General features: G+C 71.3%; 14 protein-coding genes. 3 read left to right on the forward strand and 11 right to left on the reverse strand.

What is annotated here, in order from left to right:
- Positions 1 to 906: 906 nt before the first annotated feature.
- Positions 907 to 1,533 carry a hypothetical protein gene (locus AB0C16_RS36165; protein WP_357689951.1) on the forward strand — a complete coding sequence of 209 codons (627 nt, stop codon included), beginning with the start codon at positions 907 to 909 and terminating at the stop codon, positions 1,531 to 1,533.
- Between the two features lie 23 nt (positions 1,534 to 1,556).
- On the opposite strand, the gene AB0C16_RS36170 is transcribed toward AB0C16_RS36165, so the two are convergent.
- A complete protein-coding gene (locus AB0C16_RS36170; protein ID WP_357689953.1) occupies positions 1,557 to 2,150 on the reverse strand; it encodes an HAD family phosphatase in 594 nt (197 codons plus the stop codon).
- A gap of 133 nt (positions 2,151 to 2,283) precedes the next feature.
- Between AB0C16_RS36170 and AB0C16_RS36175 the strand changes: the two genes are divergently transcribed.
- Complete coding sequence (locus tag AB0C16_RS36175; protein WP_357689955.1) at positions 2,284 to 3,609, forward strand: glycosyltransferase family 39 protein; 1,326 nt, start codon at positions 2,284 to 2,286, stop codon at positions 3,607 to 3,609.
- A gap of 37 nt (positions 3,610 to 3,646) precedes the next feature.
- Here the strand turns inward: AB0C16_RS36175 and tyrS are convergent, their stop codons facing one another.
- Positions 3,647 to 4,912, reverse strand: coding sequence for a tyrosine--tRNA ligase (tyrS, locus tag AB0C16_RS36180; protein ID WP_357689957.1), 1,266 nt, complete (start codon positions 4,910 to 4,912; stop codon positions 3,647 to 3,649).
- 83 nt (positions 4,913 to 4,995) lie between these two features.
- Here tyrS and AB0C16_RS36185 point away from each other — a divergent pair, with 83 nt between their 5' ends.
- On the forward strand, positions 4,996 to 5,397 hold the full coding sequence (locus AB0C16_RS36185; protein WP_357689959.1) for a PH domain-containing protein: 402 nt from the start codon (positions 4,996 to 4,998) through the stop codon (positions 5,395 to 5,397).
- On the opposite strand, the gene AB0C16_RS36190 is transcribed toward AB0C16_RS36185, so the two are convergent.
- From AB0C16_RS36190 to argC, 9 genes are all read right to left on the reverse strand, one after another.
- On the reverse strand, positions 5,337 to 6,044 hold the full coding sequence (locus tag AB0C16_RS36190; RefSeq protein ID WP_357689961.1) for a DNA-3-methyladenine glycosylase: 708 nt from the start codon (positions 6,042 to 6,044) through the stop codon (positions 5,337 to 5,339). The two genes, AB0C16_RS36185 and AB0C16_RS36190, sit on opposite strands and share 61 nt — an antisense overlap.
- Entirely contained in the window at positions 6,026 to 7,468 is a 1,443-nt protein-coding gene (argH, locus tag AB0C16_RS36195; RefSeq protein ID WP_357690023.1) for an argininosuccinate lyase, read from the reverse strand. Before argH ends, AB0C16_RS36190 begins: the two co-directional genes overlap by 19 nt.
- Positions 7,469 to 7,547: 79 nt before the next feature.
- The gene (locus tag AB0C16_RS36200) at positions 7,548 to 8,747 is read right to left on the reverse strand and encodes an argininosuccinate synthase (protein WP_357689963.1); all 1,200 of its coding nucleotides are present in this window, start codon (positions 8,745 to 8,747) and stop codon (positions 7,548 to 7,550) included.
- A gap of 123 nt (positions 8,748 to 8,870) precedes the next feature.
- Positions 8,871 to 9,440, reverse strand: a complete 570-nt coding sequence (locus tag AB0C16_RS36205; protein ID WP_357689965.1) for an arginine repressor — start codon at positions 9,438 to 9,440, stop codon at positions 8,871 to 8,873.
- On the reverse strand, positions 9,437 to 10,360 hold the full coding sequence (argF, locus tag AB0C16_RS36210; RefSeq protein ID WP_357689967.1) for an ornithine carbamoyltransferase: 924 nt from the start codon (positions 10,358 to 10,360) through the stop codon (positions 9,437 to 9,439). The genes AB0C16_RS36205 and argF overlap by 4 nt, the downstream gene beginning before the upstream one ends.
- Positions 10,357 to 11,535 (reverse strand): acetylornithine transaminase, encoded by a 1,179-nt coding sequence (locus AB0C16_RS36215; protein ID WP_357689969.1) that lies wholly within the window; start codon positions 11,533 to 11,535, stop codon positions 10,357 to 10,359. The genes argF and AB0C16_RS36215 overlap by 4 nt, the downstream gene beginning before the upstream one ends.
- Positions 11,528 to 12,406 carry an acetylglutamate kinase gene (gene argB, locus AB0C16_RS36220; RefSeq protein WP_357689971.1) on the reverse strand — a complete coding sequence of 293 codons (879 nt, stop codon included), beginning with the start codon at positions 12,404 to 12,406 and terminating at the stop codon, positions 11,528 to 11,530. The genes AB0C16_RS36215 and argB overlap by 8 nt, the downstream gene beginning before the upstream one ends.
- Complete coding sequence (gene argJ, locus AB0C16_RS36225; RefSeq protein ID WP_357689973.1) at positions 12,403 to 13,554, reverse strand: bifunctional glutamate N-acetyltransferase/amino-acid acetyltransferase ArgJ; 1,152 nt, start codon at positions 13,552 to 13,554, stop codon at positions 12,403 to 12,405. The genes argB and argJ overlap by 4 nt, the downstream gene beginning before the upstream one ends.
- Positions 13,551 to 14,573 (reverse strand): N-acetyl-gamma-glutamyl-phosphate reductase, encoded by a 1,023-nt coding sequence (argC, locus tag AB0C16_RS36230; RefSeq protein WP_357689975.1) that lies wholly within the window; start codon positions 14,571 to 14,573, stop codon positions 13,551 to 13,553. Before argC ends, argJ begins: the two co-directional genes overlap by 4 nt.
- Between the last annotated feature and the right edge of the window lie 168 nt (positions 14,574 to 14,741).

The following is a 14,741-nucleotide window of genomic DNA, read 5'->3' on the forward strand; positions in this document are numbered from 1 at the left end:
ACTCATGAATGTCAACCAAAGGAATCCGTCACCAAAATGACGGGGTTGTGCATCATGCACTGGCTTTTAACACACTGTTGAGTTCTCAAGAAACGGACGCGTACACCCTCACAGAAACCCGGAAAACCCAGACCCCGCTCAGAGGCGTTCATTTCACGTTTAAACTTTAACAGGCGCTCCGTCTGTGTCAAATCCGAAGACTTGCGGGAGATGGATCGAACCTGTCTAGAATTGAGCACCCCGTCTCCGGGGCAACCCTCGTAACTTACCGTGCCATCCTGAGCCTGTCGAATCAACCGATTTTCCGGTGACCTGAACGTGCCCGCGACGGCTCGGCCTGAGCGCGATGGAGCGCCTCGACCAAGTGGTTCGCTTCTCAAGGGGCTTGCCCTGGGGCCCGTCCGCCTGTGGCGTCCGGCTCACTCCCGGGGCGAAGTGAAAGATTAGGTCGCGATCCGCCAGTCGTCAAATCGCGGCGGACGCCACCGGCGCCCCGGCCCACGCGGCCATCTCTGAGCGTACCGGTCTACCTGGACAGACACCCGACAAGGCCTCGGCCACTCAGCCGCTACCTCGCGCGCCCGGCTGCCCTCTGGGGAGTCCCGCCACACGACCGATGACCCGCCAGATCGGCCGGCATCCCTCCGCACGACCGACGCCCCATCAGGTGGATCGGCGTCCCGCCGGACGGCCATCAGCCCATCAACGAGTCGATCGCCGACCCCGTCTGTCATCGAGGTCCTCCGCGGGTGTCACCACAGGGGCATCACGAGTGCCGCGTGGAGCGCGGTGACTGTGGATCAGCCGTACCGTTGTCCCTGAAATGCGGGCGATTCGACACCAGGCCCGCCGTACCAGCGTCCGTTGATGACGATCACTACGGGCCGGTGACACGGAGGGGGCGCCATGGCGCGAGCGGTACTGGGGGTTCGTGACCACTGCGGGTGGGCGGTGCTCGTCGGGCTCGGCGGTGAGGTGGCTGCGCCGCGGGTGCTGCTGCGCGAGCGGATCACGCTGCTGGACGACCCCGCGCTGCCCGACCAGCCGTATCACGCCGCCGCGGGGCTCGCGCTGGGTGAGGCGGCGTCGCTGATCGCCCGGGTCGAAGGGTCCGCTCGTGCGGCGGCGCGGGACGCGCTGGCCCGGGCCGCCGGTGAGCTGACCGATCGCGGGCACGAGCCGGTGGGGGTCGCTCTCGATCTCGGGGCCGTGGGGGCCGGGCGGATGGCGTTGCCCGAGGATCTGGGCGCGGTGCTGGGGAAGCATCACTTCCTGCACGGGGCCGAGGGCGAGCTGTACCACGAGGCACTGGTGGACGGGGCGCGGAGTCTCGGGCTCGCTGTGGGGCGCTACGACTTCAAGGTGCTCGGCGACACGGCCGCCCCGGTGCTGGGCCCGGGAGCGGCAGACCTGGTCGGCTCGCTGCGGGCCCAGGTCGGGCCGCCGTGGACGCGCGATCACAAGGACGCCGCCCTGGCCGCCCTCCTTCTCCTCGCGGCAGGACCTCATGGCGGGGCTCTCCCGACGGGCTGAGGTCGTCGACGCCGCGCCGCGTGTCAGCGTCCTGCCGTGAGGGCGCGGACCTGGTCGGCCGAGGTGAACAGCTCCGCCATCATCCCCGTCTCGCGCGCGGCCAGCACGTTGGCCTCGTTGTCGTCGAAGAACAGCACGTCCGAGGGGTGCGTCCCGATCCGCTCGGCGCAGATCTCGTACGCCCGGCGGTCCGGCTTGGCGACCCCGATCCGGCACGAGTACGTGCGCGAGGCGAAGCGTCCCAGCCACGAGCCGTGCCGGGACTCCCAGATGGGCACCAGGTCCTCGATGATGTTCGACAGCAGGCCGAGGGTGCGACCCTGGTCGGCCAGCTCGCACACCAGCGACACCATCTCCTCGTCCACCCGGCACCAGCTGTCGAGGTCGGCCTCGATCAGCGCCGCGACGTCGGCGAACGAGGCGCCCAGGCGCTCCGCCACGGTCGCCCAGTAGGCACCGCTGTCCTGGCCCGCGTCGTAGGCCGGACGGCAGGCCCAGTACGCCTCCCAGAAGCTCTCCCCCGGCACACCGGCGAGATCGACGAGACGCTGTTTGGCCGCGTCCGTCTGGATGCGGGCGATCACTCCGTAAAGATCGAACACGATGACTTCAGCCATGTACTGAAGCTTATGCGCGTATCCTGCCCCGATGATCAACACGGCCACACCGACTCCGTCTGCCCCGCCTGCCTCGTTAGCCGTGCCTTCTCGTCGGCGAAACCCTTGGTGGACGGGGCCGCTGGCGGGGGCGGTGGCGCTCAGCGGGTCGGGCTCGGCCTCACTCAACGGCGACGAGCTGGCGACGCTCAGCGCCGCCGGCCGCTCCCTGTCCGGGCTGTGGGAGCTGGCACGGCACATTGACGGACATTTCCTGCCGTACTACCTGTTCATGCACTTCTGGATGAAGATGGGCACGGCCGAGTTGTGGCTGCGGCTGCCGTCGGCCCTGGCGATCGGCGTGGCCGCGTGGTTCCTGTGCGATCTGGGGCGGCGGCTGCACAGCACCCGGGCGGGGGTGACGGCCGCGCTGCTCCTGGCCCTGCTGCCGTCGGTGTCGTACTACGGGGCCTATGCCCGTTCGTACGCGTTCGCGGCGGCGGCCGTCGTCTTGTCGTTCTGGGCTCTGCACCGGGCGTCGAGGGGGCGCGGGTGGGTGCTGTACGGGGTGTCGGTCGCGCTGGTGTGCTGCACGCATCTGTTCGCGGTGCTGGTGCTGCCCGCGCAGCTGCTGGCCGCCGTGGCCGGGCGCATGCGCCTGGCGCGGATGATTCCGGCGATGGCCCTCGGCGGGCTTCCGGCGCTCGTCCTCGGTTCGGTCGGGTACGGCGAGCGGCACGCGATCAGCTGGATCACGCAGAGGGGGCCGGAGGTGCTGCTGAAGTTCCCCAAGATGGCGGCCGGAGCGGCAGAGGTGGGGGTGCCGCTGTTCGCGGTGGCGCTGGCCGGAGCGGCGCTGCTGCGCGACAGGCCCTGGGCGGGAGCGCTGCTGGGGTGGCTGGTGCTGCCGCCGCTGCTGTTGCTGGCCGTGTCCCACCTCGTCACGCCGGTCTACGTGGACCGCTACCTGTTCGTCGCAGCGCCCGCCCTGGCGTTGCTGGCGGCGATCGCCGTCGCGAGCGTGCCCCGGGCGAGCGTGGCCTCCTGCTGCGTGCTGCTGGTCGGGGCCGGAGCCGCGGGCCTGGCGCAGCAGGTCGAGTCACGTGCCTTCAACGGGCGGTTCGAGGACTTCCCCGGCGCGGTCCGGAGGGTGGACGCGCGGGCCGGGGACGCGATCGTGTTCGGTCAGAGCCCGGTCCGGGCGGGTTTCGACTACTACGCGCCTTCCGGCATGCCGGACGACGTGCTCCGGCTGGGCCGCGAGCCCGACGCCCGGGGTTTCGCCTTCCCGGAGCGGCGGGACATCGGCGAGGCGCTCGCGGACCGTCGCCGGGTCTGGATCGTGTGGCGCGGCACCAGGCAGGCGGGCCTGAAGCTGCCGAGGGTGAAGGCCGTTCAGGAGGCCGGCTTCGCGATGGCCACGTCCTGGCATTCGGCGGAGCTGCCCGGCCTCACGGTGGCGTTGTTCGCCCGGCGGTGACGCGGGCCTCTCCCCTCCGAAGAGACCCGCTCACCCGTCAGCCGACCTCGACGCCGCCGATCGCCTTCTTGCCGCGGCGCAGCACCATGAACCGCCCGTGCAGCAGGTCGCCGGCGGCCGGAACGTAGGACTCATCGGTGATCTTGACGTTGTTGAGGTAGGCGCCGCCCTCCTTGACCGCGCGCCGGGCCGCGGACTTGGACTCCACCAGGCCGCTGTCGGCCATCAGGTCCACGAACGGCGCCCCGAGCGCGGGGACGGCCGCCTTGGGCACCTCGGCCAGCGCCGCCTCCAGCGTCGAGGCGGGCAGCTCCTCCAGCGAGCCCTGCCCGAACAGCGCCTTGGACGCGGCGACCACCGCCGCCAGCTCGTCGGCGCCGTGCACGAGCGTGGTCAGGTCCTCGGCCAGGGCGCGCTGCGCCACCCGGGCGAACGGCCGGTCGGCGACGGCCTTCTCCAGCTCCTCGATCTCCTCGCGGCTCCGGAAGGTGAACACCTTCAGCAGCCGCACCACGTCGCGGTCGTCGGAGTTGAGCCAGTACTGGTAGAACGCGTAGGGCGAGGTCAGCGCCGGGTCGAGCCAGACCGCGCCACCCGCCGTCTTGCCGAACTTGGTGCCGTCGGCCTTGGTGATCAGCTTGCCGGTGAGGGCGTGCACGTGGGCGCCCTCGACGCGGCGGACCAGGTCGACCCCGGCGGTGATGTTGCCCCACTGGTCGCTGCCGCCGACCTGGAGCGTGCACCCGTGGCGCCGGTAGAGCTCGAGGTAGTCGTTGGCCTGCAGGATCTGGTAGCTGAACTCGGTGTAGCTGAGCCCGTCACCGCCGAGGCGGGCGGCGACCGACTCGCGGGCGAGCATGCGGTTGATCGGGAAGTGCTTGCCGATGTCGCGCAGGAAGTCGATGGCCGACATCTCGGCAGTCCAGTCGAGGTTGCTGACCAGTGTCGCGGCGTTGGGCCCCGGGTCGAAGGAGAGGAACCGCTCCACCTGGACCCGGATCTTCGCCACCCATTCGGCCACGACGTCGGAGGTGTTGAGCACCCGCTCGGTGCTGCGCCCGCTGGGGTCGCCGATCAGGCCGGTCGCGCCGCCGACCAGGCCGATCGGCCGGTGGCCGGCGCGCTGGAATCGGGTGAGGATCAGCAGCGTGGCCAGGTTGCCCATGTGCAGCGACGGGGCGGTCGGATCGAAGCCGGCATAGACCGTGATCGGACCCTCCGACAGCGCCCCGCGCAGGGCGTCGACGTCGGTGGTCTGCGCGAGAACGTCGCGCCATTCGAGCTCATCCAGAATGTCGGTCACGGTGCTGGCTTTCCGATAGACGTCAGTGGTTACAGCCTGCCTGATCGCGCCTGATGACCGCTACTTGGATACTCTCGTGCCCCATGTGGAAGGTCCGTCGCGAGCCGGCCGTTTTCAAGATCTTAGGGGCTCTGGCCTGTGCCGGTCTCGCCGTGTACTGGTACGCCGGCGGTGATGTGCGCGGCGTGATCCTCGCCGTCCCCGCGGCCGTCCTGCTGGGCGGAATGGGGCTGCGCGATCTCCTCGTCCCGGTGCGGCTGGCGGCCGACGAGAGCGGCATCACCGTGGTGCACGGCTACGCGGGCAGGCGGCACGTGCCCTGGGAGCGGATCGAGGAGATCACGGTGGACGTGCGCAGGAGGCACGGGCTGCGCAGCGAGATGCTGGAGATCGACACCGGTGACGGCCTGCACATCTTCAGCGCTCACGACCTGGGCGCCTCTCCCACCGAGGTGGCCGCGGAGTTGCGCCGGCGCGGCACGTGAGCGCGATACGGCGACACGGTGGGGTCGCCGTCGATCCAGAACCTCCAGGGTGTGTCCTTGGCGGTCGAGATCCCGGTCCGCGGCCCCGACCTGATCGCGCCGGGCTCGGGCGGGCTGCCTTCGAGCACGACCGCGGCCCCGGCAGGCCGGCCGGACAGACGTCCGGGAGCGCCGGCCGGGCCCCTTCCCACGGCGTCGAGCCCGTTGTGCTCGCGCCCCAGCCCGAGTGCCACCGCCAGCCTGGCCGGGCCCCGGGCGAGATCGCGCTCGGCCACGGGCCTGCCGCCGGACCGGCGGGCGCGGGCGACCTCGGCGCCGGCCACGACCTGCCCGGCTCGTAACAGCACGGCCGCGCCGTGTCCTTCCGGCAGGCACACCAGGTTGGCGCAGAAGTGCATGCCGTAGGTGAAGTACACGTACAGGTGGCCCGGCGGGCCGAACATGACCGCGTTCCTGGGCGTCTTGCCCCGGTAGGTGTGGGCGGCGGGATCCTCGCCGGGCCCGCCGTACGCCTCGACCTCGGTGAGCCGCACCGCGACCGGGCCGTGCACGAGCACGCGCCCGAGCAGGTCGGGCCCCACCTCGGGCGACGGCCGGTCGAAGAACCCGCGCGGCAGCGGCGCGGAGCTCAGGAGCCCGCTGCCCATGCCGCCTGGGCGTCGACCGCCTCGCGCAGCGCCACGAGCTGGTCGCGGACGCGGTCGGGGGCGGTGCCGCCGTGGGCCTTGCGGGCGGCGAGCGCGCCCGGCACGTTGAGCACGTCGCGGACGTCGGGGGTCAGGTGCGGCGACACCTTGACCAGCTCGTCGTCGCTCAGGTCGCCCAGGTCCTTGTCGTTGACCTGGCACCACACCACCAGGTGCCCGACGGCCTCGTGCGCGTCGCGGAACGGCACCCCGCGGCGCACCAGCAGCTCGGCCAGGTCGGTGGCGAGCGCGAACCCGTCGGGGGCCGACTCCTGCAGCCGCGCGGTGTTGACCCGCATGGTCGCGACGAGGCCGGCCATCGCGGGCAGGACGAGCAGCAGCGTGTCGACGGTGTCGAACACGGGCTCCTTGTCCTCCTGCAGGTCACGGTTGTAGGTGAGCGGCAGGCCCTTCAGCGTGGTGAGCAACGCCATGAGGTTGCCGATGAGGCGCCCCGACTTGCCGCGGGCCAGCTCGGCCACGTCGGGGTTCTTCTTCTGCGGCATGATCGACGAGCCGGTGGAGTAGGCGTCGTCCATCTCGATCCAGCGGAACTCCTGCGAGGCCCAGAGCACGATCTCCTCGCCCAGCCTCGACAGGTGCACGCCGACGAGAGCCGCGGCGAACAGGAACTCCGCCGCGAAGTCACGGTCGGCCACGGCGTCCATCGAGTTGGGCGCGGCGCTGTCGAAGCCCAGCTCGGCGGCCACCGCCTGCGGGTCGAGCGGCAGCGACGAACCGGCCAGCGCGCCGGCGCCGAGCGGCGAGACGGCGGCGCGTTTGTCCCAGTCGGTGAGCCGGTCGATGTCACGGGCGAAGGCGTGCACGTGCGCGAGCAACTGGTGGCCGAACGACACCGGCTGCGCGTGCTGCAGGTGCGTCATCCCAGGCGCGGCCGTGTCGGCGTGCTGCTCGGCCTGGGCCATCAGCGCGGTCTCCAGCTCGACCAGCCGCGAGACGATGGTGCGGGCGTGGTCGCGCAGGTAGAGGCGGAGATCGGTGGCGATCTGGTCGTTGCGGCTCCGCCCGGCGCGCAGCTTGCCGCCGAGCGATCCGAGCCGCTCCAGCAGGCCGCGCTCGAGCGCGGTGTGCACGTCCTCGTCGGCGACGGTGGGCCGGAACTCGCCCGCCTTGCAGGCGCGCTCCAGGTCGTCGAGCGCGCCGATCATGCGCTCGAGCTCGTCGTCGCTCAGCAGTCGCGCCTTGTGCAGCACGCGGGCGTGCGCGCGTGACGCCGCCAGATCGTACGGCACCAGCCGCCAGTCGAAGTGCACGCTCACCGACAGCCGCGTCAGCGCGTCGGCCGGGCCCCCCTCGAAACGCCCGCCCCACAGCCTCATCGGCTTGCCATCACTCACCACTGTCTCCTTCACGTCGGCTTTCATGGTCGCGCCCGCTCGGGTGCTCGTCGGCATGGCGCCCGGCTCACTCCTCCGAGCCCCCCGGGCGCGACCTTAGTGCACATCACCCGCGCTTCGCGTCCCGGGCCGCGGCGATCTTGGCCGGCAGGCTGAACAGCTGGACGAAGCCCTTGGCCAGGGACTGGTCGAAAGTGTCGCCGGTGTCGTAGGTGGCCAGGGAGAAGTCGTACAGCGACTCCTCGGAGCGGCGCCCGGTGACCGTGGCCCTGCCGCCGTGCAGCGTCATGCGGATGTCGCCGGAGACGTACTTCTGGGCGTCGGCGATGAGCGCGTCGAGGGCGTTCTTGAGCGGGGAGAACCACAGACCGTCGTAGACGAGCTCGCTCCAACGCTGGTCGACGCCGCGCTTGAACCGGGCCAGGTCACGCTCGACGGTGACGTTCTCCAGCTCCATGTGCGCGGTGATCAGCGCCATCGCGCCGGGCGCCTCGTACACCTCGCGCGACTTGATGCCGACCAGCCGGTCCTCGACCATGTCGATCCGGCCGACGCCCTGCGCGCCGGCCCGCTTGTTCAGCTCCTCGATGATCTGGTACGGCGTGAGCGCCCGCCCGTCGATCTTGACCGGGACGCCCTGCGCGAAGGTGATGACGACCTCGTCGGGCTCGCGCGGCACGGACGGGTCGGCGGTGTAGGCGTAGACGTCCTCGGTGGGACCGTTCCAGATGTCCTCGAGGAAGCCGGTCTCGACGGCCCTGCCCCACAGGTTCTGGTCGATCGAGAACGGGTTCTTCTTCGTCGTCTCGATCGGCAGGCCCTTCTGTTCGGCGAACTCGATGGCCTTGTCGCGGGTCCAGGCGAAGTCACGGGCCGGGGCGATGACCTTCAGGTCGGGCGCGAGCGCCGCCAGGCCGGCCTCGAACCGCACCTGGTCGTTGCCCTTGCCGGTGCAGCCGTGGGAGACGACCGTGCCGCCGAACTGCTTGGCCGCCGTCACCAGATGCTTGACGATGAGCGGCCGCGACAGCGACGACAGCAGCGGGTAGCGGTCCATGTAGAGGGCGTTGGCCCGAAGGGCCGGCACGCAGAAGTCGGCGGCGAACTCCTCCTTGGCGTCGACGACGACGGACTCGACGGCGCCGCAGTCCATCGCGCGCTTCTGGATCTCCTCCATGTCCTCGCCGCCCTGGCCCAGGTCGACCGCCACCGCGATCACCTCGGCGTCCATCTTCTCGGCGAGGAACGGGATGGCGACGGATGTGTCGAGCCCTCCGGAGAAGGCGAGAACCACTCTCTCGGTCATGTCGATGTCTCCATGCTCGGTCTTGTCAACGGCGAGCCCGCCTTCCGGAGGGTTGCCGGCGGGCCGCTGGTGTCTTCGGTCGGTGTGTTCGGTTGGTGTGTCCAGTTGGTTCGGTCGGTGTGTTCAGACGGTCTCTTCGGGGCTCGGCGGCACCGGGCCTCGCTCTCTGCCGCCGGGCTCCTGGGCCGCACGCCGGTCGGCCGCCTTCAGCAGGGACTCGGCGACCGAAGGGCCACCCTGCGGATCACGGCTGATCACGAGGATCGTGTCGTCGCCGGCCACGGTGCCGAGGATCGACTCCCAGTCGGCGTGGTCGATGGCCGAGGCCAGGAACTGGGCGGCTCCCGGCGGGGTCCGGACGATGACGAGGTTGGCCGAGGCGTCCGCCGAGACCAGCAACTCCTCCGCGATGCGGTGCAGCCGCGCGGCCGGCGACTCGCCACCGGTGCCGAGTCTGGCCAGCGGGATCCGGCCGCCGCCCTCTCCGGGCAGCGCGTAGACGAGCGAGCCGTCCTCGGCTCGCAGCTTGAGCGCGCCCAGCTCGTCCAGGTCGCGCGAGAGCGTGGCCTGGGTGACCTCCACGCCGCTCTCGGCGAGCAGTTTGGCCAGCTCCGGCTGCGAGCGCACCGGCTGCCGCTGCAGCAGGTCGGCGATCTTCGCCTGCCGCGCGACCTTGGTCATCGGGATGCTCATGAGGTGGCCACCAGCCAGTGGAGCAGTGCCTTCTGGGCGTGCAGGCGGTTCTCGGCCTGGACCCACACCGCGCTGTGCGGGCCGTCGATCACCTCGGCGGTGATCTCGTAGCCGCGGTAGGCGGGCAGGCAGTGGAGCACGATCGCGTTCTCCGCGGCGTGCCCCATGAGCTCGGAGCACACCTGGTACGGCATCAGCGCCGCCACCCGCTCGTCCTTGCCGCTCTGGCCCATCGACACCCAGGTGTCGGTGGCGACGACGTGCGCGCCGTGGACCGCGGCGACCGGGTCGGACAGCGACACCACCGAGCCGCCGGTGGTCGCGGCGATCTCGGCGGCCCGGACCAGGATGGTCGCGTCGGGCTGGTAGCCGATCGGGGCGCCGATCCGCACGTGCATCCCGGCCGTGGCGCAGCCCAGCAGGTAGGAGTGGGCCATGTTGTTGGCGCCGTCGCCCAGGTAGGTCAGCGTCAGCCCGGCCGTGCCGCCGAACCGTTCGCGCACGGTCTGCAGGTCGGCCAGGATCTGGCAGGGGTGGAACTCGTCGGTCAGCGCGTTGACCACGGGCACGGTGGTCCCGGCCGCCATGGCGTCGACGCGTTCCTGCCCGGAGGTGCGCCAGACGATGGCGGCCACCTGCCGTTCGAGCACCCGGGCGGTGTCCTCGACGAGCTCGCCCCGGCCGAGCTGCGACGATCCGCCGTCAATGACCAGCGGCAGCCCGCCCAGCTCGCCTATGCCGACAGAGAAGGACACCCTGGTCCTGGTGGACGGCTTGTCGAAGAGCACCGCGACGGTCTTCGGCCCCTCGAACGGCCGGTAGCCGTAGCGGTCCTTCTTCATCGCGTCGGCCAAGTCGAGCACCTCGGCCTGCTCGGCGGGCGAGAGGTCGTCGTCGCGCAGGAAGTGTCTGGTGGTCACTTGGCAGCCTCCATGAGGATCGCGGGGAAGGCCGCCACGAGCGCGTCGATCTCGGCGGCCGTGACGACCAGCGGCGGCGCGAGCCGTACGGCGTCCGGTTGCAGGGCGTTGACCAGGAAGCCCGCGTCGGCGGCGGCCCGCTGCACCTCGGCTGAGCGCGGCTCGCTCAGCACGGTGGCCAGCCACAGGCCGCGCCCGCGCACGCCCTTGAGCAGCGGGTGATCGACCGCCTCCAGGCCGGAGCGGAGCCGCTCGCCGGCCGCCTTGACGTGGTCGAGGTCGAGGTTGTCCAGCACGGCCAGCGCGGCGGCGCACGAGACCGGGTTGCCGCCGAACGTCGAGCCGTGGTCGCCCTTGTCGAACAGGGTGCCGGCGTCGCCGAAGCCGATGCACGCCCCGATCGGCAGGCCGCCGCCGAGGCCCTTGGCCAGGGTGAGGATGTCGGGGGTGAAGCCGTCGGCCTGGTGGGCGAACCAGTGGCCGGTGCGGCCGATGGCGGACTGGATCTCGTCGGCGACCAGCAGCGCGCCGGTCGCGTCGCAGATCTCGCGGGCCGCCACGAGGTAGCCGTCGGGCGGCGGGACCACGCCCGCCTCGCCCTGGGTCGGCTCCAGGAAGACCGCGATGCAGTCGCCGGTCACCGCCTCCTTGAGCGCGCCCGCGTCGCCGTACGGGACGAACCGGACATCTACCGGGAACGGCCCGAACTGGTCGCGGATGGACTGCTTGCCGGTCAGCGAGAGCGCGCCGATCGTGCGGCCGTGGAAGCCGTTCTCGGCGGCGACGAAGTAGCTGCGGCCCTCGCGCCTGCCGTACTTGAGCGCGAGCTTGTAGGCGGCCTCGTTGGCCTCGGTGCCGGAGTTGGCGAAGAACACGCGGCCGGGAGCGCTCAGCAGGCCGAGGAGCCGCTCGGCGAGCAGCACCTCGGGCTCGTGCAGGTACAGGTTGCTGGTGTGGGCGATCGTGGCGACCTGCCGGGAGACCGCCTCGACCAGCGCCGGGTGGGCGTGGCCGAGCGAGCTGACGGCGATGCCGCCGACGAAGTCGAGGTACTGACGGCCGTCGACGTCCCACACCCGGGTGCCCTCGCCCCGGGCCAGCGCCAGCGGTGGGATGCCGTAGTTGGGCATGAAGGCCTGTTCGAACCTGTCCTGAAGGCCGCTGTTGTCACTCATTGGGCGTCACCATGGTTCCGATTCCCTCGTTGGTGAAGATCTCCAGCAGCAGCGAGTGGGGCACCCGGCCGTCGATCACGTGCGCCGCCGGGACGCCGCCCTGGACCGCGGTCAGGCACGCCTCCATCTTGGGGACCATGCCGCTGGACAGGGTGGGCATCAACGCGGCCAGCGCGTCGGCGTCGAGATGGTCGATCACGTCGGTGTCGGCGGGCCAGTTGGCGTACAGGCCCTCGACGTCGGTGAGCACGACCAGCTTCTGCGCCTGGAGCGACACGGCGAGCGCGGCGGCCGCGGTGTCGGCGTTGACGTTGTAGATCTCTCCGTCCTCGCCGCGCGCGATGCTGGAGACGACCGGGATGCGGCCGTGCTCGACCAGGGTCTGGACGGTGCTGGGGTCGACCTTGACGATCTCGCCCACCTGGCCGATGTCGACCTGCTCGCCGTCGACCAGCGCGTGCTTGCGCTCGGCGGTGAACAGGTGGGCGTCCTCGCCCGACATGCCGACCGCGAACGGGCCGTGCCGGTTGATCAGGCCGACCACGTCGCGGTTGACTTGGCCGACCAGCACCATCCGGACCACCTGCATGGCCTCGGGCGTGGTGACCCGCAGCCCCGCGGTGAACGTGGACTCGATGCCCAGCCGGTCGAGGTGCTCGTTGATCTGCGGGCCGCCGCCGTGCACGACGACCGGCCTGAGCCCGGCGTAGCGCAGGAAGACGATGTCCTCGGCGAAGCCCTCCTTGAGCGACTCCTCGGTCATCGCGTTGCCGCCGTACTTGATGACGACGGTGGCGCCGTGGAAGCGGGCCAGCCAGGGCAGCGCCTCGATCAGGGTGCCGGCCTTGGTGTGCGCGCTGGAGGCCCTCATGACGAGTACGCCGAGTTCTCGTGGACGTAGTCGGCCGTCAGGTCGGTGGTGTGGACGGTGGCCGAGGCGGCCCCGGCCGACAGGTCGATGGTGATCGTCACGTCGCGGGGACGCATGTCGACCTTGGACCGGTCGTCGCCGACCGCGCCGCCCCGGCAGACCCAGATGCCGTTGATGGCGACGTTGAGCCGGTCTGGCTCGAACTCCGCGTCGGTGGTGCCGACGGCGGACAGCACCCGGCCCCAGTTGGGGTCTTCGCCGTGGATGGCGCATTTGAGCAGGTTGGAGCGGGCGACGGCACGCCCGGCCTTGACCGCGTCGTCCTCCGAGGCGGCGCCGACCACCTCGATCGCGATGGCCTTGGAGGCGCCCTCGGCGTCGACCAGCAGCTGCCTGGCCAGGTCGGCGCAGACCTCGGTGACCTTCTGCTCGAACTCCGCGAGATCGGGCGTCACGCCGGAGGCGCCGCTGGCGAGCAGCAGCACCGTGTCGTTGGTCGACATGCAGCCGTCGGCGTCGAGCCGGTCGAACGTCCTGGACGTCGCGGCGCGCAGCACCGTGTCGAGTTGCCCGGGGGTCAGGTCGGCGTCGGTGGTGATCACGCACAGCATGGTCGCCATGGCCGGCGCGAGCATGCCCGCCCCTTTGGCCATCCCTCCGACCATGTACGCGTCGCCGCGCTTGAAGGAGATCTTGGAGACCGTGTCGGTGGTGCGGATGGCGTCGGCCGCGGCCAGGCCGCCGTCGCGGGCCAGCTGGGAGGCGGCCAGCCGCACACCGGGCAGCAGCGCGTCCATCGGCAGCCGCTCGCCGATCAGGCCGGTGGAGCAGACCGCGATCTCACCCGCCGAGTCGCCGAGCGCCCCGGCCACCTCCTCGGCGGTGGCGTGGGTGTCCTGGAAGCCCTCGGCGCCGGTGCAGGCGTTGGCGCCGCCCGAGTTGAGCACGACCGCCCGGACCCTGCCGCCGCGCAGGACCTGCTGCGACCACAGGACGGGAGCGGCCTTCACGCGATTGGCGGTGAAGACCCCGGCGGCGGCGCGGCTCGGCCCGTCGTTGACGACGAGGGCGAGGTCGCGCGCGTCGCCGGCCTTGATCCCGGCGGCGATGCCCGCGGCCCTGAAGCCGAGGGGGGCGGTAACGCTCATGGAGAAACTCCTGTCAGGGGAAGGCCGAGCTCTTCCGGCAGGCCGAGGGCGAGGTTGGTGCTCTGGACGGCGCCTCCGGCGGTGCCCTTGGTCAGGTTGTCGATGGCGATGACGACGATCAGGCGGCCGGCGCGCTCGTCGAGCGTCACCTGCATGGCGGCGGTGTTGGCGCCGTAGGTCATCGCGGTGGAGGGCCAGACGCCCTCGGGCAGGAGCCGCGTGAACGGCTCCTTGGCCAGCGCGCTCTCGTACGCCTCGCGCACGGCCGCCCTGGTCAGCCCGGGCACGGCGGGGGCGGTGCAGGTGGCGAGGATGCCGCGGCTCATCGGTGCGAGCGTCGGGGTGAACGACACCCGCACCGGCGTGCCTGCCACGGCCGCGAGCCCCTGCTCCATCTCGGGCGTGTGCCGGTGGACCCCGCCGACGCCGTAGGCGCTGACCGAGCCCATGACCTCGCTGCCGAGCAGGTGGGGCTTGAGCGACCTGCCGGCGCCGCTGGTGCCGCTGGCCGCGACGACGACCACGTCGGGCTCGGCCAGGCCGGCGGCGAACGCGGGCAGCAGGGCGAGGATGACGGAGGTCGGGTAGCAGCCGGGCACCGCGATGCGGCGGGCGGTCTTCAGCACCTCACGCTGGCCGGGTAGCTCGGGCAGGCCGTACGGCCAGGTGCCGGCGTGCTCGCCGCCGTAGAACTCCTGCCAGGCGGCGGGGTCGGCGAGCCGGTGGTCGGCACCGCAGTCGACCACGACGACGTCCCGGGAGAGCCCGGCGGCGACGGCGGCGGAGTGGCCGTGCGGCAGGGCCAGGAAGACCACGTCGTGCCCGGACAGCGCCTCGGGGGTGGTCTCCTCGATGACCCGGTCGGCGAGTTGGAGCAGGTGGGGCTGGTGGGCGCCGAGCGGGCTGCCCGCGCTGGAGGCTCCGGTGAGCGCGCCGATCTCGAACTCCGGGTGGCCGAGGAGCAGCCTGAGCAGCTCGCCTCCCGCGTAGCCGCTGGCTCCCGCCACCGCCGCCCTCATCTCCGAACCTCCTGCATGTTCATGCATCAACCCTCATGGGTTTGCTTGTGAAAATGATGCACTCATCAGGATGGATATGCAAGCCGCGGGCATGGTGTGTCCGTATGACTGGACGCGTGAACCATGATCGTATCCGCCCGTCACGGCTCCGGAATGATGCTCTAGCGC

Source organism: Nonomuraea sp. NPDC048916 (assembly GCF_040649575.1).
Classification (GTDB): Bacteria; Actinomycetota; Actinomycetes; order Streptosporangiales; family Streptosporangiaceae; genus Nonomuraea.